A 20,016-nucleotide genomic window follows, 5' to 3' on the forward strand; every position below is an offset into this window, starting at 1 on the left:
CCGAGGGCCCCTCCCGCAGTCGGGAGGGGCCCTCGGTCACAAGGCAGCTCGCCGTGGGGCAGCCCGGGATTGAAGCGGCCCGGTGCTACTGCACCGTGGTGAAGGTGATCTTCCCCTTGATGTTGTTGCTCTTCGACTTGCCCTGGCAGGCGAAGATCGTCCTCTTCCAGCACTTGTAGGCGGTGCCTGCGTTGACCAGGGTGAAGGCCACCTGGTTCTGCCCGGACACGAACGGCACGGTCACGCTGCCCTTGCCCTTCTTGTTCAGCTTGATCAGCTGGAGGCTGTGGGTCCCGCCGGTGATGGTGTCGACGACAGCCGTCTGGTGCTGCTTCGGGGCGGCGAGATCGACCTTGACCCGGAGCTTCCAGCCCGCGCCGAGACCGTTGGGCTGGAGACGCCACGCGGCCGAGGACTGGTGGTAGCGCAACTTGACCGTGCCGCCCACTCGCGCGCTCGCGGCGAGTGGGATGGTGTCGGCGAACGGCGCCTCCGGGTAGGCCTGCGCGGCACCTTCGGCGTAGAAGGTCCGCGAGAAGCGGTTCTTCGCGGAGAACAGGGAGAACTCCTTGGCGAAGGATGACTTCTTGGCCTTCAGCACCGAGCTGATCGCCTGGATGGAGTACTGCTTCTTGCCGGCCTTCTGCCACATCGACCGGACGATGGTGGGCAGCCCGGCCTTGGCCTGCGGCCACTTCTCGCTCAGGTAGCGGAAGAAGATCCAGTTGCCGTAGTGGATGGCCCCTGAGAAGGCGTCGAGCGGGTACTGCGGCTGACCTAGCTGTCCATAGGTGAGGTACTGCAGGTTGTCGTTGACGTCGGGGTAGAGCTCGTCCTCGGCCCAGGTGGCGGTGGCCTCCATGAACCAGGCGTCCTCGTAGACGTCGTAGGCGTATTGCACACCGTGGAAGAACTCGTGCGCCGCGGTGACCTGGAGGTTCTGCAGCGGGGTGTGCGTGTTGAAGACCGTGTCGGTGTAGTTGTTGTCGAACACGCCGTAGGACCAGCGCGACTTGCCCCGCTTCTGGTCGGTGGTCACATAGCCGTAGAGGTAGTCGTCGGCGAGCTGGCCGAGGTAGACGTCGAACTTCTTGTTGCCGCCGAGCTTGCCGTCGCCGGGCGGAGTCTTGTAGCCGGCCTTCGCGTAGGTCTGCCAGACATGCGTCACCACCGCGAGAGCCTGCTTGGCGTAGGCCTCGGTGCTCTTGTCGGCGGTCTTCGTGACGTAGTGGACGCAGACCTTCTTGCCGCAGACCGGCTTGGCCTCCTTGACCTTGTACTTCAAGTACGGCGAGCCGCCGGTGCCCTTCGTCGGCCGGGCGAGGTAGGACGCCGCCTTGGCGCGCTCGGACTTCGGCAGCGCGCCCTTGAGCAGACTCAGGTCCCGCAACGCCATCGTCGCGTCGCGGTGGGCCCCGGCCGCAGCCTTGGCCGACGGATGCGCCAGCGCCTCGACCGTGGCCAACGCCTGCTCGGCCTGCGCCTGACGCGTGCCCGACTCTGCCGTGAGCGGCGCTGGCGAGGTCACCGACGGGGGCTCGGCTCCGGCCGGCGCAGACAGCGCGGTCACCACCATGGCAGTCGCGACGGCCGCCACGGCAAGTCGCGCAAGAGTGCTGCGTCTCAAAGAATCCTCCTGACGTATGCCGCGGAACGACACCGCGGCGAGTCCACGAGAGATCACATCATGGATCGCCGACAATCGGGAAACCTTTGGCCGACTCACCCACCTGTTGACGCGGCCAAAGGCGGTCGGTGCACCCGGATATGGTGCCGAGGTGCCCGAGACCAGCGCCTCCACCCAGCAGTCGGAGGTCGCGCGCCTGCTCGAGGTCGCCGTGGCGGCGCTCGGTGGTGAACATCGGGCGGGCCAGCTCACCATGGCCGAGGAGGTGGCCGAGGCCTTCGGCGCGGGCCGGCACCTGTTGGTCCAGGCCGGCACCGGCACCGGCAAGTCGCTCGGCTATCTGGTGCCGGCGCTCGTCCACGACTCCCGGGTCGTGATCGCCACCGCGACCTTGGCCCTCCAGCACCAGCTCGTCGAGAGAGACCTACCCCGTCTGGTCGACGCGGTGGGAGGCCAGCGAGACCTCGACACGTCGTACGCCGTCTTGAAGGGCCGCTCCAACTACGCCTGCCTGCACCGGATCCGTGAGGGCGTGCCCGACGACCAAGGAGTGCTGGTCGAGGTCCCGGAGGGCTCGATGGGCAAGGAGGTGCTCGCACTGCGGGCGTGGGCCGAAGAGGAGGCCGAGGGCGGTGGCACCGGCGAGCGCGACCACGCGCCGCGCCACACCGAACGCATCTGGGGCCAAGTCAGCGTCACCCATCGTGAGTGCCTCGGCGCCGCCAAGTGCCCGTTCGGTGCCGAGTGCTTCGCCGAGCTGGCCCGGGAGCGGGCGCAGCGCTCCCACCTGGTCGTCACCAACCACTCGTTGCTGGCCATCGACGCCATCGAGGGCGTCCCGATGATCCCCGACTACGACTGCGTGGTTATCGACGAGGCCCACGAGGTGACCGCGCGGATCACCCAGGCGTCGACCGACGAGCTCTCCGTGGCCGACGTCGAGCGCGCGGCCCGACGTGCGCAGCGCTGGGTCGACGGCAGCGAGGCCGACGACCTCGACGACGCCGCCAGCGCGCTCGCAGGTGCGATCGACGAGGTGGAGTCGGGCCGCTTCGACACGACGCCTGAGGTGCTCGGCGATGCGCTCGCCCTGGTTCGCGACGCCGCTCGCGGCTGTGTCTCGGCGTTCCCCCAGGAGTCCGGTGACGGGGACTCCGAGGCCGGCCGCACCCAGGCGCGCGGCCTGGCCCAGGAGGTCTTCGTCACCGCCGAGCGGATGGTGGCGCACTCCGAGGCCGACGTGCTGTGGCTCTCCGAGGGCGGCGAGCGGATGCCGCCGAGGCTGTGCGTCGCTCCGCTGCAGGTCTGGGGGCCGATGCGGGAGAAGCTGCTCTCCGACAAGACAGCGGTCTTCACCTCCGCCACCCTCCGGCTGGGCGGTGACTTCTCCACGATCGCCACCTCGGTCGGGCTGAAGCCCTCCGAGGAAGAGGCGGTCAGTGAGGGCCGGCAACCGCGCCAGGAGGCGGCCCCGGCGAGCCAGGGGGGTCCCCCGCGGGCAACCACCCGTGCGCTCGCAGGCTTCGCGCAGGGGGGCCAGACCCATCCACGCCCTTCGGGGGACCCCCCTGGCTCGCCGCCGCCGCCGGATGGCGCGGCGGCCGGCCGTGCCCAGGTTGACGCCGGTGACGGGGGACCGATCCCGTGGCGGGGGGTGGATGTGGGGTCGCCGTTCGACTATGGCAAGCAGGCGATCTTGTATGTCGCCCGGCACCTGCCACCACCCGGGCGGGACGGGTTGGGGGAGGCGCAGCTCGCGGAGATCGCGGAGCTGGTGGATGCGGCGCAGGGGCGGACGCTCGGGCTGTTCTCCTCCCGCCGGGCGGCCGAGACGGCGGCCGAGGCGATCCGGGAGCGGCTGCCACACCTCACCACGGTGGCGCAGGGCGAGGCACAGTTGCCGGAGCTGGCCCGCCAGTTCACCGAGGATCCGCACACCTGCCTGTTCGGCACGTTGAGCCTGTGGCAGGGGCTGGACGTCCCGGGTGAGACGTGCCAGCTGGTGATCATCGACCGGATCCCGTTTCCGCGGCCGGACGACCCGTTGATGTCGGCGCGACAGCGCGCCGCCGACCGGGCCGGAGGCAACGGCTTCATGCAGGTCGCGGCGACCCATGCCGCCCTGTTGTTGGCCCAGGGTGCCGGCCGTCTGATCCGCACCACTGACGACCGGGGTGTGGTCGCCGTGCTGGACCCGCGGCTGGTGACGGCGCGCTACGGCTCCTTCCTGCGCGCCAGCCTTCCCCCGATGTGGTCCACCACGGACCCGGCGGTGGTGCGGCAGGCGCTGACCAGGCTGGCCGCCAGATGACGCCGAGGGTGAGGGTCAGCGGGTGAGCCACCAACCGAGCAGGACCGCGAGCGCCAGCAAGGGCACCATCACGGCGAACATCTTGCCGTCGAAGAGCCGGACGTCGGGGTCCTCCAGCTCCGCCAGCTCGGCGCGAGCCATCGCGAGCCATCGGTCGACCTGGATCCGGTCATAGCCAGGCTCGGTCCCGGCCGGCCCCAGATGCAGCGCGTCGATCTCGTCGACCGTCACCTGACGCTCCCCGCCGCCGAGCGTGGTCAGCACGCGAGGGATCACGGCATCGACCTCGCGGGTGGCGTAGGTGTTCGGTGACGTCACGACCACGAACCACGGGGCCGGCAGGGTCATGGCAGGCACCTTAGCCCTGATCCGTGGATGGCACGCCACGGTGGAGCCGTGCGTTGGCGGGTTGTTGGCCCGGGTGGCGGTGCTGGGCGAAAGGGCAGCTACCGCTCGGTGAGCGCCGCGCGTGGTCGGGATCGTCTTCCGGGTTGCTGGCCGCCTTCGGTTGTGACCGATAGGGCAGCTACGCCGGGTGAGCGGTGCTCGGCTTGCGGCTGCTCGCCGGGTTGCTGGTCGCTGGTGGTCACTCCTGTCACCGTTTTCACAAGGTATGTAGGGATCGCTCCGCTTACCTCGGTGAATGACGCATGGTAAGTGCAGGCATCACCACATACCTTGTGAAAGCAGCAACCCGTGTGACCCCCGGGAATCAGGACGGCTCTGGGCCCGGGGACAGGTGCACCGAGTGGGCCGAAACTGCATCCGAGCCCGTCTGGTGCGCCGTTGTGGGGGCTGAGTGTCCGGTAGACCGGGTACTCACCCCCAACAAGGGCGCGGGAGACGCCACAACCCCGCAGCGGACCGGCGACCGCAGGACGCCAGCCGACCAGAACCCGGCAAGCAGCCAGCACTACGGACTGCCGTGCCCGGTAGTTGCCCTTGGCCAACGCGCCAGGCCACCAGCACCCCGGCAGCGACCCCTCTCCACCCCTCTCCACGGATCCAGGCCTGGCCGCCATCCGCTTATCGGCGGAGGTGTCAGACCCGACGCAGCACGGTGGTGACGATGCCCAAGATGCTGGCGTTGGTGCCGTCGATCGGGTCGTAGTGCTCGTTGTGCGGCATCAGCCAGACCTGGCCGTCTCGACGTTGCAGGGTCTTGACGGTCGCTTCGCCGTCGATCAGCGCCGCGACGATGTCGCCGTTCTCTGCGGTCTGCTCCTGCCGCACCACGACGTAGTCGCCGTCGCAGATGGCCGCATCGATCATCGAGTCGCCGGAGACCTCGAGCAGGAACAGGGTGCCCTCGCCGACCAGCTGCCGCGGCAGCGGGAAGACGTCCTCGATGCGCTCCTCGGCCAGGATCGGTCCACCGGCGGCGATCCGACCGACGACCGGGACGTAGGACGCCGCGGGCATCGCGTCGCCGATATCGGTCGGGTCGACCGAGGAGTCCTCGGCGGCCGAGATGGAGCGACGAGCCGCCATCACCTCCGGGAGGAAGACCTCGATGGCGCGCGGCCGGTGCGGGTCGCGCTTGAGGAACCCCTTCTCCTGCAGCACCTTGAGCTGATGGGAGACCGAGGAGGAGCTGGTCAGCCCGACGGCCTCACCGATCTCCCGCATGCTCGGCGGGTAGCCCCGCTTCTCGATGGAGTCCTTGATGTGCGCCAGCACGCGCTGCTGACGCGGGGTCAGCCCGGTGGCATCCGGCGCGCCGTCGGGCAGCTCGGTGACGTTGTCGGAGTAGCCAGATGTCCCACCCGATCCTCGGATCGCTGCCATCGCACGTCACCTTCCTGTCCGCCCCGGTCGGTGCGACCTGGTCGTGGTCTCACGCTAGTGCGATCGGGCCCCAGCTTCAAACAGTTGTTCGAACGGGCGTGTCGTGGGCCACGTGGCGAACGGTTCGAAGATTTGTTCGGGTCGGCGCTTGATCGGTTCGAACACTTGCTCTAAAGTCGTACACGTGTTCGATCGAACGTGTGATCGAGTGAGTCGGGCGGGGTTCTGTCGGAGGTGCTCGATAGACCTAGGTCCAGCGCGACGAGAACAAGCACCAAGCAGAGAAGCACCGAGCAGACACACACCGAGCAACAGGTTCCGACTGGCGGGCCGAGCGGCCCGCCACTTCCCCAGGAGGTTCCGATGAGCGCCATCGCCATCACGCCGCAGCCCCGGACGATCCAGACTCGCCCGACCCAGGTCCACCCGTCCCACGCCCGACCGACTCGGCCCAGTGCCCGGCCCGTCGCGAGGGGTCAGGTCCGGCTCACGCGGCGCGGACGACTCGTGGTCTTCGCCGGATCGCTGCTGCTGATCTTGGGGTTGGCGTTCGGGTTCGGCGCTCGGTCGGCGGCCACGGACGAGCCCGAGCGGACTCGCGTGATCACTGTCGGGGACGGCGACACGCTGTGGCAGATCGCCGGTGACATCGCACCCGCGGGGCAGGTGCGCGACATGGTCGCCCACATCCAGGAGCTCAACGACATGGACACCGGCGGTCTCCAGGCCGGCCAGAAGCTCGTGGTGCCCGCAGCGGGGTAGCCACCAGAGAATTCGCCGGCTGCCTCGACCCCAGCCGGCGAACCGGGGAAGACGAGGGGCGGAGCCGATCGGCTCCGCCCCTCGCGGTTTGACGACCCTCGTCGTAGCGGTCAGTCGGCGTGCTTCGAGGCGGCGTGAGAGCGGGTGTGGCCGGGCCGTTCGCCGACGATGCCGGTCGCGCGGGCCAGGCGGAGCAGCAGCATCAACGCCACGCACAGGCAGGCGATGGCACCCACCGCCAGCGCCGCCATGAACCACCAGGCCCGTGGCTCGCCGGTGCGGGCCCGGCGACCGAAGTCGATCGCGAACCACACCAACACGCCCCAGGCCAGGACCGCGAGTCCGCTGGCGACGGCCTGGCCGGCGACGCCGACGCGGAAGCGACGCGGTGGGCGGGCGGCCCGTCGTGCCCCCGCCCGCTTCCCTGTCTCGGTGTCGCCCACCGCTCCATTGTCGCCGAGCGAGCGGTGTGCCGGGCGCAGGCGCGACACGCCGACTCCGGGTCGCCTGCTTGCCGAGGGCTGGGCCGCTGACCTGCGGCGATGGCCGCTCGGATGAGGGGGCAAGGAATTTCTTTCCCGGGCCCCTTGCCACGTCCTCGGGGCGCGACGTACGGTTACCACTACATCTAGTAGTTACACCGATGTAGTTTTCCACATTTAGTTCACAACTCACCCGTCCGGGATGCACAGGCAGCGCCTGGTTGTTCACAGGATGAGGGGTTTTTTCCACCGCGAGAGGGGGCCACTCGTGCACTGTCCGTTCTGCCGGAACACCGATACCCGGGTGCTCGACTCGCGGGTCGCCGAGGACGGCGGCTCGATCCGGCGGCGCCGGATCTGCAGCGCCGACAGCGGCGGTTGCGGCAAGCGCTTCACCACCGTCGAGCTGATGCAGCTCACGGTGATCAAGAGATCCGGGGCCAGTGAGCCCTTCGCCCGGGACAAGGCGATCTCCGGGGTCCGCAAGGCCTGCAAGGGCCGGCCGGTGACCGAAGACCAGCTGGCTCGGCTCGGCCAGGACGTCGAGGACACCCTGCGTGCCGAAGGCTGGGCCGAGGTGCCGGCCCATCAGGTCGGGCTGGCCATCCTCGGCCCGCTGCGCGAGCTCGACGAGGTCGCCTACCTGCGGTTCGCCAGCGTCTATCGGGCCTTCGAGTCCGCCGACGACTTCGAAGCGGAGATCGCCCGCCTGCGGACGCAGCCCGCCGCCTCGGTCGCCGAGCCCGTCGAGACCCGCGCGGAGCCCGACCCGGTCGTCGGGGCCGCATCGCCCGCCCGGTTGGCGGACGGCCGCGTCGCGCGCGACGCCGTACCCACCGGATAACCACAGACTGCCCGGGACGTAGTGGGGAAGCTGCGTCCCGGGCTCTCCACCCATCACGAGAACCCACCACGAGATCCACGCATCAGAGAGCACGGAGGCAGAGCATGACCGAAACGGCCGCACCGACGACGAAGACGCCCAAGAAGGGCGGCCTGAGGATCTCGCGTGTCTTCTCCACCGAGGGGACCCACCCCTACGACGAGATCACCTGGGAGCGGCGCGACGTCGTGCAGACCAACTGGAAGACCGGCGAGACGGTCTTCGAGCAGAAGGGCGTGGAGTTCCCCGACTTCTGGAGCGTCAACGCCTCCACGATCGTGACCACGAAGTACTTCCGCGGCGCCGTCGGCACCGAGGCGCGTGAGTGGAGCCTGCGCCAGTTGATCGACCGGGTCGTCAAGACCTACCGCGCGGCCGGTGAGGAGCACGGCTACTTCGCCACCACCCGCGAGGCCCGGATCTTCGAGGAGGAGATCACCTGGCTGCTGGTGCACCAGTACTTCTCCTTCAACTCCCCGGTGTGGTTCAACGTCGGCACGGCTTCCCCGCAGCAGGTCTCGGCGTGCTTCATCCTCTCCGTCGACGACTCGATGGACTCGATCTTGAACTGGTACAAGGAGGAGGGCTTCATCTTCAAGGGCGGCTCGGGCGCCGGCTTGAACCTCTCTCGAATCCGCTCGTCGAAGGAGCTGCTCTCCTCCGGTGGCACCGCCTCCGGGCCGGTCTCCTTCATGCGGGGCGCCGACGCCTCCGCGGGCACCATCAAGTCCGGCGGCGCCACCCGCCGGGCGGCGAAGATGGTCGTGCTCGACGTCGACCACCCCGACATCGAGGAGTTCGTGATGACCAAGGCGCGCGAGGAGGACAAGATCCGCGCGCTGCGTGACGCCGGCTTCGACATGGACCTCGGCGGCGCCGACATCACCTCGGTGCAGTATCAAAACGCCAACAACTCCGTGCGCGTCTCCGACGAGTTCATGCGTTCGGTCGAGGAGGGCCGCGAGTTCGGTCTGCGCGCCCGCCAGACCGGTGAGGTGATCGAGACCGTCGACGCCCGCGAGCTGTTCGACAAGATCGCCCACGCGGCGTGGGAGTGCGCCGACCCCGGTCTGCAGTACGACGACACCATCAACGACTGGCACACCAACCCCGAGACCGGGCGGATCACGGCATCTAACCCGTGCTTCCCCGCGGATCAGCGGGTGATGACCGACCGTGGTCTGATCCGTATCGGAGACCTGGTGAGTCGTGCCGCCGAGGGCGACCACTTCGACGTCTACACCCACGATGCCACCTCGGCCAGCGAGCCGGCTGACCGGATCGTGGCCACTCGCACGGTGCGCTACATGGTCACCGGGACCAACGAGATCCTTGAGCTACGGTTCTCCGACGGGTCACGGCTGCGCTGCACCCCCAACCACCGGGTGTGGACCGCCAACCGGGGCTGGGTGCATGCCGAGGATCTCCAGGCTGACGACCGAGTCACCAAGTCGCTCCACTTCGCGGGTCGGCCCCTGGCCGGTGCCGAGCTCCCCGAGTCGGCGCTGAGGATCGCCCGCCGGGCTTCGGCGTTGAACCTGCCGGAGAAGTGGGACGAGGACCTCGCTCACCTGGTCGGTTGGCTGGTAGGCGACGGATGCGTCACCGACGGCTGCCTGACGCTCGTCTACGGCTCCGAGGACGACCGCCTCCACGTGATGCCCCGGCACCAGGCGTTGCTCCGCGCCTGGACCGGTCTCGACGCGAAGCCCAGCGTCCAGCCCAACGGCACGATCCAGCTGCGGTCGGCCAAGCGAGACGTCGTGGCCTTCTTCCGCGCCCTCGGGGTGACCGGCGCCAAGGCACCTCAGAAGGTCGTTCCCGAGTCCGTCTTCGAGGCACCGGAGGACGCCGTCCTCGCCTTCTTGCGAGGGCTCTTCGACGCGGACGGTTGCGTGGTCGACGACGAGGTGAAGGGGACCCGCTACGTCGGCCTCGGCAGCCGTTCTGAGGAGCTGCTGCTCGGAGTGCAGGAGCTGCTCGGATCGTTCGGCATGGCCGCTCGGCTCTACAACACCGGCGTCAAGTCGAACTCATTCGCTTACACCCGCAAGGACGGCTCTGAGGCGACGTACGGTTCCGACGGCCCCAGCTTCGATCTGCGCGTCACCGGCCGCTCGGTGAGGGAGTTCGCCGCCCAGGTCGACTTCACGCTGCCCGCCAAGACCGCCCGTCTGACCCACGTCATCGACGACCACGCCGCCTACCGCAAGGACGAGACGGTGACATTGGTGTCGCGCGCCTCCCGAGGTTTCGAGACGACCTACAACCTCACCGAACCCCGCAACCACTCCTACATCGTGAGCGGCGTCGTGGTGGCGAACTGCTCGGAGTACATGTCGCTGGACAACTCCTCGTGCAACCTGGCCTCGCTCAACCTGCTCAAGTTTCTCACCGACGACGATACCTTCGACGCGGAGCGGTTCGCTCGAGCGGTGGAGCTGATCATCACCGCGATGGACATCTCGATCTGCTTCGCCGATTTCCCGACCGAGGCGATCGGGCAGACCACCCGCGACTACCGCCAGCTCGGCATCGGCTATGCGAACCTCGGCGCGCTGCTGATGGCGATGGGCCTGGGCTACGACTCCGACGGCGGCCGGTCGATGGCGGCTGCGATTACCAGTCTGATGACCGGCACGTCGTACAAGCGCTCTGCCGAGTTGGCCGCGGTGGTCGGACCGTATGTCGGCTACGACCGCAACGCCGACGCCCACCAGCGGGTGATGCGCAAGCACCAGGCCGCCGACGACGCACTGCGCACGCTGACCTCGGTCGACGGTGCGGTGCACAAGCTGGCCTCGAAGGCGTGGGCCGACGTGGTCGCGCTCGGTGCGATCAGCGGCTTCCGCAACGCGCAGGCGTCGGTGCTCGCGCCGACCGGCACTATCGGCTTCATGATGGACTGCGACACCACCGGCATCGAGCCGGACTTCTCGCTGGTCAAGTTCAAGAAGCTGGTCGGCGGTGGCTCGATGCAGATCGTCAACCAGACCATCCCGCGCGCGCTGACCAAGCTCGGCTACGACGAGGAGAAGGTCGAGGCGATCGTCGCCTACATCGCCGAGCACGGCCATGTCATCGACGCACCCGGCCTCAAGCCGGAGCACTACGAGGTCTTCGACACCGCGATGGGCGCTCGGGCGCTTGCGCCGATGGGGCACGTGCGGATGATGGCGGCCTGCCAGCCGTTCTTGTCCGGTGCGATCTCCAAGACCGTCAACCTGCCCGAGTCGGCGACGGTGGAGGACATCAAGGACGTCTACCTCGAGTCCTGGAAGCTCGGCTTGAAGGCCACCGCGATCTACCGCGACAACTGCAAGGTCGGCCAGCCGCTCGCCGACGCCAAGGCGAAGGGCGCGGACTCCGCAGTCCCGGCCGGCGGCTCGGTCGCGGAGGAGGGGACCGAAGCCGCCACGGTGGAGAAGATCGTCTACCGCCCCACCCGCAAGCGGCTGCCGAAGTCTCGCGCCTCGCGCACGACCTCGTTCACCGTCGGCGGGGCGGAGGGCTACATGACCTCCGGCGCCCACGACGACGGCGAGCTGGGCGAGGTGTTCCTCAAGCTCGGCAAGCAGGGTTCGACGCTGGCCGGTGTGATGGACGCCTTCTCGATCGCGGTGTCGATCGGCTTGCAGTACGGCGTGCCGTTGGAGACCTACGTCTCGAAGTTCACCAACCTGCGCTTCGAGCCGGCCGGCCTCACCGACGACCCGGACGTGCGGATGGCGCAGTCGATCATGGACTACATCTTCCGCCGCCTCGCGCTGGACTACATGAGCTTCGAGGAGCGGGCGAGCCTGGGCATTCACTCCGCCGAGGAGCGGCAGCGCTACCTCGAGACCGGCTCCTACGAGCCGCTCGAGCTCAGCGAGGCCGAGTCGCTCAAGTCCGACCACCACGACGCTGCTCCGGAGATCTTGGAGGTTGCCCCGACGATCGAGATCGTCGAGCCTGTCGAGGCCACGGTCGAGGCATCGACAGCGCAGGCTCACACCTCTGCCGAGCTGTTGGAGAAGATCACCGGCACCGCCGTCGACTCCCCACTCTGCATGACCTGCGGCACCAAGATGCGCCCGGCCGGCTCTTGCTACGTCTGCGAGGGCTGCGGCTCCACCAGCGGCTGCAGCTGATCGGGGACTCGGTGGGCAAGAACAACAAGGGCACGACGGGCCGCGAAGGCCAAAGCCCGGCAGCGCCGCGGCACGCCACGCAGTCGCGGTCAGGGCAGAGGTGGTGGCGACTCGTGGGAGGCGTTCCCGCCCGCCCCGTCGTTCCTGGTCGCCTCTGCCTGGTTCGAGCTTCGAGCGCGATGCTCAGGTCGGTGGTGATTCGCAACGAGCCGCGAAACGCCTCGCCGCGCTGAATACACACCTGGCTGACAGCTATGGCGAGCAGATCCTGGTGGACATGTGCCAGGCTCTCTTCGAGTCTGGGTGGCAGCCCCAGGAGTTGGCTCGCGAGGTCCGCAGGACCTGTGGGGCCGTGGCCGGCCGGCTGGTCGAGTTGGGCGTCACGGCCGCTCATGCCGCGCTGGAGGGTGCTGTCGACGACCGTTGGGCGCAGCAGATTCGCGAGCTCTCTCAGCGAGACCAGTCGATCCGCCCTGGTTGGTTGGCCGCATGGCGAGCCCGCGAGGGCCTCGCCGCCGACGAGGGCTACCTGGTCGCCGTCAAGGTGATGGCGCGTGGCTCAAGGCTGCCGTGCTCGATGTGCTGATCTCGCCACCCGGCGCATCAGACACGAAGGTCGGCGTCGGAGTGCCGGCGTCCTATGGTGCCGCCGCGGACCCGACGCTCGATCGGATCCGGAAACTGCTCGCCAAGGCCGAGGCGACCCCGTTCGAGGAAGAGGCCAGCACCTACACCGCCAAAGCGCAGGTGTTGATGACGCGCCACGCCATCGATCAAGCGTTGGTGGACCATCCAGAGACGGCTGACGTGCCGCGGATGATGCGCTTGCCGGTCGACGCGCCGTACTCCGATGCGAAGGCGAGTCTGTTGAGCGCAGTGGCGCTCGCCAACCGCTGTCGCGTCGTCCTCCTGCAAGACCTCGCGATGTGCTCGGTGCTCGGCCACGCGGGTGATCTGGCCGCCGTCGAGCTCCTGTTCACCTCGTTGCTCGTGCAGGCCCAGCAGGCCTTGGCCGAGGCTGGTCGCAACAACAATTGGGGGCGTCGCGGCAGGCAGCCGTCATTTCGTGCCTCGTTCCTGGTCGCCTACGCCGGGCGGATCGGGGAGCGGCTGACGTCGGCCAACGCCGATGTGCTCGGTGACAGCGGTTCCGGCGCGGCGCTGCCGGTGCTGCGCTCGCGCGAGGACGCGGTCGAGGAGTTCATGCACGAGCGCTACTCCGACACCCTGGTCGGCAGCGGTGTCCGCGGCGGTTGGGACCTAGTCGGCTCCGCCGCTGGGCGCCAAGCGGCCGACCTGGCCAAGCTCGACTCGGGCGAGTTGTTGTGGTGAGGTTGGATGTTCAGCTCGCCCAGCGGCTATTCGATTTCGGTGCGCGGCGCTCACTGGGCGTGCTTCACAAGGTTGGAGGTGGCGGACCGACCTGATCGTCGACCTCGGGACCTACGGCGCCGACATCTTCCTGAGTCTCTTTGAGCTGACGGCTATTCCCAAGAGAGCGCGCCGCTTGGTTATCCTCAGCGCAGCTCGATGAGGCGCTGTCCGTTGTCGATGAGGGCAACGATCTCGCCGATCAGCGGCTCGAACCACGCCAATAGTGCAGCACGGCGGGTGTTCCCGATCCGGATCCAGACGACCGCCGGGGCCTCGCCGCCGCGTGCGCTCATGTTCGAGAAGTCCTCATCCTGGTGACGATGACGGCTTCGTTGACGAGTGCGAAGCGGCCAGATGTCCTGGTCCGAGGCATCGCCGGACCCGATGTCGGTGACATGGTCCGCCTCGTGCCCATGATCTCGAAGCAGTCTAGCCAGCGCTGGCGGCGAGCAGGGTGAGGACGTCACTGACGCGCATGCGGGCGCCGCGCACCGTCGGTCGCCCGTGGGCGACCTCCGGATCGATGGCGATGCGGTCGAGGAGAGACATGCTCTGACGATGGCGGGCCGGGGGCTGGTCGGCCTTGCTGCTGTTTTGGCGAGCGATGTGTCGGTCGTATCCGAGACACTTACAAGCTAGGGCCGCTAGGTTGCCGATCAGGACGGCGGGGCGGTTCGGATCGGGAGGTGCGGCATGGCGCGTCAGTGGCGGGATCTTGCGCCGTTGAGACCCCTCACGCCCGCCTCTGAACCGGCATACGCGCACACACCCAACGAGGAGGGCAGGTGGCACTCCTTCAAGGCACACTCTGCCCGAGTCGGCGACCTTGCTGCTGAGTTTGCGTCGGCTTTCGGTGGCGAGTCGATCGCGCACTTCCTCGGTCTCACCCACGACGCGGGCAAGCTCACCCAAGAGGTGCAGGAGGCGCTGCGGCTTTGCGATCTCGGGGTGCGGCGTCACCTGGGCGTGCCCCACAAGGTGGAAGGTGGCGGACTGGGCTGGTTGCTACGGGGCAACCCGGACGCCTTTCAGGTGGCGACGCTCGCCAACTTCGGGCACCACCACCAGTTGCCTGCAAGCTCGCAGTTCGAGCGCATTGAGGAGGACCTTGAGGACGACCCACACCTTCTCGATCCGCTGATCGATCGGCTGAGGGAGGTGCTGTGCGTCGATCTCGTCGCTGAAGCCGAAGCGGTGTCTCTCCCGACGTCCCTCGACGGTGCAAGGCAAGCCGAGCGTCGACGCAACCGAGAGCTTTTCGTTCGGATGGTCCACTCTGCGTTGGTCGACGCGGACTTCCTCGACACCGAGGCACACTTCAAGGCGAGTGAGTGGGTCCGCCTTCGTGAGCACCTGGGTATGGCCGTGCTGCGTGACCACTTCGACCACTGGTACTCACAACAACGCTTCGACAAGTCGACAAACGACGATCTGAACCGGCTCCGGCAGCAGACTTTCCAAGCGTCGATTGCGGCCGCGACGGACGCCACCATCGCCGCACAGAACGGGATCTACCGCCTGCCGGCGCCCACGGGGAGCGGCAAGACTCTCGCGACGGCCGCCTTCGCCCTCCATCATGCCGCCAAGTTCGGCAAGCGCCGCGTGATCATCGCCGTGCCGTACACGTCGATCACTACGCAGAACGCTGCGGTCTATCGGGCAATCTTCGAGGATCTGCACCTGGAGGTAGTGCTTGAGCATCACAGCAACGTCGAGGATCCGGACATCCAGGAGGACTCGTGGCGCAGGCTCACTGCCGAGAATTGGGATGCGGAGTTCATCGTCACAACCACGGTCCAGCTCTTCGAGTCGGTCTTTAAGGGCAAGCCCGCCGCTTCGCGGAAGCTGCACCGGATCGCGGGCTCGGTGGTCGTGCTGGACGAGGTGCAAGCGCTGCCCTTGCACGTCTTGCCCACAATCCTGATGTTGCTGAGGCAGTTGGTCGAGCAGTACGACGTCACAGTACTGCTCGCTTCGGCCACCCAGCCGACGTTCTGGAGCCTTGGCCCGTGGAGTGGCGATCCCGCCGAGGGCGGCATCCCGATGACATGTCACGACATCGTGCCGATTGATCATGTGCCCGACGTGGCTCAGCGAGTGACCTACGAGGTGCGCAAGCATCAGCAGTCTTGGGAAGAGCTTGCAGTGGAGCTGAGCAGCGAGCCGCAGGCGCTCGTCATCGCCAACACGACGAGTCACGCGCAAGAGCTTCATGCTCTGCTCGAACAGAATGTCCCAGGCACCGTCGACGTCTTGCACCTCTCAACACGCATGTGCGCCCAACACCGCTTCGATGTCCTCGACGAGGTCGAGCGACTACTCCAGGCAGAGTCCCCTGTGCTCCTGGTGTCAACGCAGTTGATCGAGGCTGGCGTGGACGTCGACTTTCCCGTGGTGTACCGCGCGCTGGCACCGGCGGAGAGCCTGGTGCAGAGCGCCGGACGCTGCAACAGGGAAGGGAAGCTCGGCGTCCGTGGTGGACGTGTGGTCGTCTTCGAGCCCGAGGATCCAGGCATCCCGGGTGGCCACTACGCCGATGCTGCCAGCCTGACCAGGGACATGTTTGTCAATGAGGGACGCCACCTGGACAGCCCCGCCGACCTGGCCGACTACTTCAAGGCCTTCTATCGGCGCCATGTGCCGCGTGATATGCAGGACGAGATCGATGCTCTGCGGCTGAAGTTTGACTTCCCAGCGGTGGCGGACGCATTCCGGATGATCAAGACACCGACCGCCTCGGCGGTGGTTACCGAGTATGGCGACAACGAGACGAGACGAATCATCAGCGACATCCTCGACGGCCTTGAAGGGGATCCAAGGCGGCTGCTCACCCGGGACGAGCGCCGCCTGCTGCAGCGATACTCAGCAACCCTGCCGCGGCACGGCGCGGACCCACTTGTGGAGGTTGTCGCGCCGGGTGTCTTGCGCTGGAGTGGTGAGTACGACCCGTCACGCGGGATTGTCTTGGATGGCGGACTCACGACATGGTAAAGACACTCAGGTCAGTGGCAGCGGTAACGCTGGGAGTCCCAACCGTGTGCGGCTATGGCCGGAGCCCAAGGCAGACGTCCCCGGGATCACAGCCCGGGGACGTCTGTTCCCCCGTTCTCCGCAGCATCGGCCCTCAGCCATCCGCATGTAGAGGATCCTGCCTATCGGATCGCGCTAGCTTTGTCAAGATTTTACCTTGGCACGGCCAAGCCGTACACGGAAGAGAGATAGTCTGATGGCTTCGCATGACTGGTCGGCGCTGGCGGTACCCGGGCCCTTCCGATACCCGCCGCTTGCTCTCCAAGTGGCGGGCGACGCGGCAGCGTTCACCAGGCCCGAGTTCACGAGCGAGCGTCTGAGTTACCCGCTGATGACCCCAACGGCAGCGATCGGTCTCCTGTCCACCGTGTTCTGGAAGCCGGAGATCCGATGGGTCATCGAGCGGATCGACGTGCTGGCGCCGGTGCGCTGGACCAACCTGAGACGCAACGAGGTGGCGGTGCCGATCACTCGGGATGCAGTCAAGCAGGGCTACCTCGATGCAGACAAGCATGTGCAGCAACGGATGACGACCATGCTCCGTGACGTTCGATACCGCATCCATGCGCACGTCTGGGTCCACCCAGAAGCGCGCGACCAGGACGCGGCCAAGTGGCGGGAGCAGTTCCGCAGGCGGGTCGATCACGGCCAGACCTTCAGGACGCCGTACCTCGGCATGCGTGAGTTCCACGCGGACATCGAGCCGGTCGACGACACCGCGCCGGTCAAGTGGGATGAGGACCTCGGCATCATGCTGCACTCCATCACCTATGACGAGCGGACCGGCAAAGAGACCTACGACTGGTTCGACGCCCGAGTCGAAAACGGCGTCATGCATGTGCCCAGGCGCGGACTCCTCGCCCAGCACAACGCGGAGGTTGGCCCGTGATCATCACCGCGTTGACCAAGCACCAGCCGAGCCAAGGAGTTGTCCCTCCTGGCTATGCGCGCAAGGCGCTGGGTTTCGAGCTCACAATCCTCACCGGAGGTTCGGGTTGTCGCCTCGGCGCGCTCTATCGGGAGGATCCAAAAGGCAAGCTCGCAGCGCCCATGCGTGTCATCCCCAATATGAATCGGAGCAACAACCCACCCCCGATCATCGGGTGCGACACGGCTGCGTTTGTCCTCGCGCGTCCCAAGCCAGCTGAGGATGACGCCGCTCGAGCACGTGAGCTCGGGGTTGCGCAGCGCAAGCAGCACGCGTTTGCGGAACTGCTGCAGGAGTACGCCGACGAGAGTGGGGACCGCGTCGTCGACGACTACATCGCCTGGGTCCGCCTCGGCATGCCCGGTCTTGAGGCTGCTGTGGCTGGACTTGATGCGTTCGCCCTCAAGCGGCTGGACATCGACCCGATCGCTCTTCAGTTCGACGCCGAGGACCGCGCATTCTTCGAGAAGGCGTCCGTGAAACAGTTCTGGGGAGCGCGCGTCGCGGAGGCGAAGTCCGGCGGTGCTGAGGGACTGTGCCTCTCCTGCGGGCGGCTTGGGCCAGTCGTGGACACCCTCCCGCAGTCGCTGGCGGGAGCCAGAATCCCGGCGACGTCGACCTCCCAGGTGGCGCTGATGAGCGTCAACTTCGCCTCGGCCGCCCGAGGAGCGACCGGTTCGGGCCTCAAGTCGGCGCCGCTGTGTCCTTCATGCGCTGGTGCTGCTGTCACCGCCTTCAATGACCTCGCCGCCGATCCAGAGCATCGCTTTGACCTCGGCGACGCGTCGGCCGCTGTGTGGTGGGCAACCGAGGATCTCCTCAAAGGCCAGATCACCAGCCTGGACGACAGCAAGCTCAATCCCGAACGCGTGCAGGCCTTGTACAACTCAGTGGTCTCTGGTGTCCGTGACGAGCGGAGCCTGGGACGCTTCTACTTCCTCAGCTTCTCGGGCAATGTCGCAAGACTCGTCGTCCGGCGTTGGATCGATCTTGAGCTCGCTGAGGTCCAGGAACACGTCGCAAACTGGTTCACGGACATCGAGAACCCCGACCGCGATCGGCCGTACCTGCCGATCAGCACCTTGGCCAAGTCCCTCGGGCCAGCACCTGCCGGCGACCGCAAGGAGAGAGCGCCTGAGGGATCATTCGAGGCTCTGCTCCTTACGGCGCTGACCGGGATCCGTCCACCCCGTGGCCTTCTTCAACTCGCAGTCTCCCGGGCCCTCGCCGAGGTCAGGATGCTCGCTGATGACGACAACCTCGTCCGATGGCGGGCGCGTCAACGAGCGATGGCTCGCCTGGCTGTGATCCGACTTGTTCTCAACCGCACCGACAAGGAGTTGTCCATGAGTGCACACCTCGATGAGAGTCGCCGTGAGAAGGCCTACCTGAGTGGGCGGCTCTTCTATGTTCGAGAGAGTCTTCAGCGTCGATCCGCAAGACGGGAGGACGCTCCAGGGCGTGAAGTCAACGCCTCAATCGTGGACAGGTACTTTGCGCGGGCCGTGCTCAACCCTCAGAGCGTTGAGGCCGCGCTCACTGTGCTTTCCATGCAGCACGAGCACGCCCTGCGGCGACAGGGAGAGAAGGGTGCGAGAGATGCGGCTGTGCTCTGGCGGCGGATCGCCAAGTTGCATGCTCTGATCGAGGATGCGCCGGGCCGCCTGAGCTCAAGAGAGCAGGCAGCTTGGATCGCAGGCTACTTCCAGCAGCGCGAGTCGGATATTCAGGCAGCGATCGAGCGTTCGAAGCGCAACAAGCTCAAGGACCACCCAGATTCCGCCGACACGGAGGAGAACTAGACATGTCCGACATCCATCTCGATCCCGCCAAGAAGCACGACGCGCTCTTTCTGTTCGATGCGATCGATTCGAACCCGAACGGCGACCCTGACAATGCTGGCAAGCCTCGCACCGACCTCGAGACTGGCCAAGGGATCGTGTCTGACGCCAGCTTGAAGCGGAAGATCCGGGACTCTGTGGCGTTCCAGGTCGAGCAGGGGCTGCTGCGCGGTGAGCGCAACGGCATTTTCATCCGCCGGGGTGTCTCTTTGAACGAGCAGCTTGAGGCGGCGTACGACGAGCTTGGACTCTCCAAGACGGACAAGAAGGCCGCCGGCGCGAACGTTGTGACAGTTCAGCGGCTGATGATCGAGCGATACTTCGACAATCGGATGTTCGGGGCGGTGCTCTCGACTGGAAAGGCACAGGCCGGAAAGGTCACGGGGCCGGTCAGCGTGGGGATCGGACGATCGCTGGATGCTGTGCTACCCATGGACCTCAGCATCACGCGCACCGCGTCCACCAAGGAGGAGGACAAGGACAACGCCTCCCAGATGGGCAACAAGACCGTCATCCCCTATGGTCTCTACGCTGCGCGAATCCACTACCAGCCCACCAGGAATAACCAGGTTACGCGCGAGGACCTTCAGACCCTTTGGGCCACGCTGGCAACGATGTTCGAAGTCACCAGGAGTGCTGCACGGCCGGACGTCAACGCCCGTGGCCTGTTCGTCTTCAGCCACGACAACCCCCTTGGGAACGCGCCGGCTCGGGCCCTGCTCGATAGCGTGGTCATCCAGCGAGTCAACGTCGGCGACGCGCCTCCGCCCGCACGGTTCGAGGACTACGTGATTGTGGAGCCCGCGTCCGTGCCGAGTGGGGTCAGCTACAGCAGGCTCGTCTGAATGTCTCTCTTG

General features: G+C 67.1%; 16 protein-coding genes and 1 pseudogene. 11 read left to right on the forward strand and 6 right to left on the reverse strand.

Features of this window, described 5'->3' with window-relative positions; genetic code table 11:
- Positions 1-85 precede the first annotated feature (85 nt).
- Complete coding sequence (locus tag QM714_RS16820; protein WP_415102491.1) at positions 86-1,627, reverse strand: MXAN_6640 family putative metalloprotease; 1,542 nt, start codon at positions 1,625-1,627, stop codon at positions 86-88.
- Between the two features lie 151 nt (positions 1,628-1,778).
- Here QM714_RS16820 and QM714_RS16825 point away from each other — a divergent pair, with 151 nt between their 5' ends.
- Entirely contained in the window at positions 1,779-3,938 is a 2,160-nt protein-coding gene (locus tag QM714_RS16825; protein ID WP_415102492.1) for an ATP-dependent DNA helicase, read from the forward strand.
- A gap of 15 nt (positions 3,939-3,953) precedes the next feature.
- On the opposite strand, the gene QM714_RS16830 is transcribed toward QM714_RS16825, so the two are convergent.
- Complete coding sequence (locus tag QM714_RS16830; RefSeq protein ID WP_415102493.1) at positions 3,954-4,286, reverse strand: hypothetical protein; 333 nt, start codon at positions 4,284-4,286, stop codon at positions 3,954-3,956.
- Positions 4,287-4,979: 693 nt separating this feature from the next.
- Entirely contained in the window at positions 4,980-5,726 is a 747-nt protein-coding gene (gene lexA, locus QM714_RS16835) for a transcriptional repressor LexA (protein ID WP_415102494.1), read from the reverse strand.
- Between the two features lie 363 nt (positions 5,727-6,089).
- Between lexA and QM714_RS16840 the strand changes: the two genes are divergently transcribed.
- Complete coding sequence (locus QM714_RS16840; protein ID WP_415102495.1) at positions 6,090-6,488, forward strand: LysM peptidoglycan-binding domain-containing protein; 399 nt, start codon at positions 6,090-6,092, stop codon at positions 6,486-6,488.
- Positions 6,489-6,598: 110 nt separating this feature from the next.
- Here the strand turns inward: QM714_RS16840 and QM714_RS16845 are convergent, their stop codons facing one another.
- Positions 6,599-6,931 carry a hypothetical protein gene (locus tag QM714_RS16845; RefSeq protein WP_415102496.1) on the reverse strand — a complete coding sequence of 111 codons (333 nt, stop codon included), beginning with the start codon at positions 6,929-6,931 and terminating at the stop codon, positions 6,599-6,601.
- Between the two features lie 307 nt (positions 6,932-7,238).
- On the opposite strand from QM714_RS16845, the gene nrdR reads away from it, so the two are divergent.
- From nrdR to QM714_RS16870, 5 genes and pseudogenes are all read left to right on the forward strand, one after another.
- On the forward strand, positions 7,239-7,814 hold the full coding sequence (nrdR, locus tag QM714_RS16850; RefSeq protein ID WP_415102497.1) for a transcriptional regulator NrdR: 576 nt from the start codon (positions 7,239-7,241) through the stop codon (positions 7,812-7,814).
- Between the two features lie 104 nt (positions 7,815-7,918).
- Positions 7,919-8,299: pseudogene (locus QM714_RS16855) on the forward strand (vitamin B12-dependent ribonucleotide reductase); the annotation flags it as partial.
- Between the two features lie 105 nt (positions 8,300-8,404).
- Positions 8,405-11,986 (forward strand): vitamin B12-dependent ribonucleotide reductase, encoded by a 3,582-nt coding sequence (locus QM714_RS16860; protein ID WP_415103052.1) that lies wholly within the window; start codon positions 8,405-8,407, stop codon positions 11,984-11,986.
- 277 nt (positions 11,987-12,263) lie between these two features.
- A complete protein-coding gene (locus QM714_RS16865) occupies positions 12,264-12,572 on the forward strand; it encodes a hypothetical protein (RefSeq protein WP_415102498.1) in 309 nt (102 codons plus the stop codon).
- Positions 12,557-13,318: a DUF2786 domain-containing protein gene (locus tag QM714_RS16870; protein WP_415102499.1), complete on the forward strand. Its 762-nt coding sequence runs from the start codon at positions 12,557-12,559 to the stop codon at positions 13,316-13,318. Before QM714_RS16865 ends, QM714_RS16870 begins: the two co-directional genes overlap by 16 nt.
- Before the next feature lie 185 nt (positions 13,319-13,503).
- Here QM714_RS16870 and QM714_RS16875 read toward each other — a convergent pair whose 3' ends face one another.
- Complete coding sequence (locus QM714_RS16875; RefSeq protein WP_415102500.1) at positions 13,504-13,827, reverse strand: DUF5615 family PIN-like protein; 324 nt, start codon at positions 13,825-13,827, stop codon at positions 13,504-13,506.
- Positions 13,790-13,909: a DUF433 domain-containing protein gene (locus QM714_RS16880; RefSeq protein ID WP_415102501.1), complete on the reverse strand. Its 120-nt coding sequence runs from the start codon at positions 13,907-13,909 to the stop codon at positions 13,790-13,792. Before QM714_RS16880 ends, QM714_RS16875 begins: the two co-directional genes overlap by 38 nt.
- 144 nt (positions 13,910-14,053) lie before the next feature.
- Here QM714_RS16880 and cas3 point away from each other — a divergent pair, with 144 nt between their 5' ends.
- The 4 genes from cas3 (at position 14,054) to cas7c (ending at position 20,004) form a co-directional block, all read left to right on the forward strand.
- Positions 14,054-16,351, forward strand: a complete 2,298-nt coding sequence (gene cas3 / locus QM714_RS16885; RefSeq protein ID WP_415102502.1) for a CRISPR-associated helicase Cas3' — start codon at positions 14,054-14,056, stop codon at positions 16,349-16,351.
- A gap of 235 nt (positions 16,352-16,586) precedes the next feature.
- Entirely contained in the window at positions 16,587-17,279 is a 693-nt protein-coding gene (gene cas5c, locus QM714_RS16890; RefSeq protein WP_415102503.1) for a type I-C CRISPR-associated protein Cas5c, read from the forward strand.
- Positions 17,276-19,120 carry a type I-C CRISPR-associated protein Cas8c/Csd1 gene (locus QM714_RS16895; RefSeq protein WP_415102504.1) on the forward strand — a complete coding sequence of 615 codons (1,845 nt, stop codon included), beginning with the start codon at positions 17,276-17,278 and terminating at the stop codon, positions 19,118-19,120. The genes cas5c and QM714_RS16895 overlap by 4 nt, the downstream gene beginning before the upstream one ends.
- Positions 19,121-19,122: 2 nt before the next feature.
- Positions 19,123-20,004, forward strand: coding sequence for a type I-C CRISPR-associated protein Cas7/Csd2 (gene cas7c, locus QM714_RS16900; RefSeq protein WP_415102505.1), 882 nt, complete (start codon positions 19,123-19,125; stop codon positions 20,002-20,004).
- Positions 20,005-20,016 lie beyond the last annotated feature (12 nt).

Origin of the sequence: Nocardioides sp., from assembly GCF_047602075.1 — a bacterium.
In the GTDB taxonomy this organism is placed as follows: domain Bacteria; phylum Actinomycetota; class Actinomycetes; order Propionibacteriales; family Nocardioidaceae; genus Nocardioides.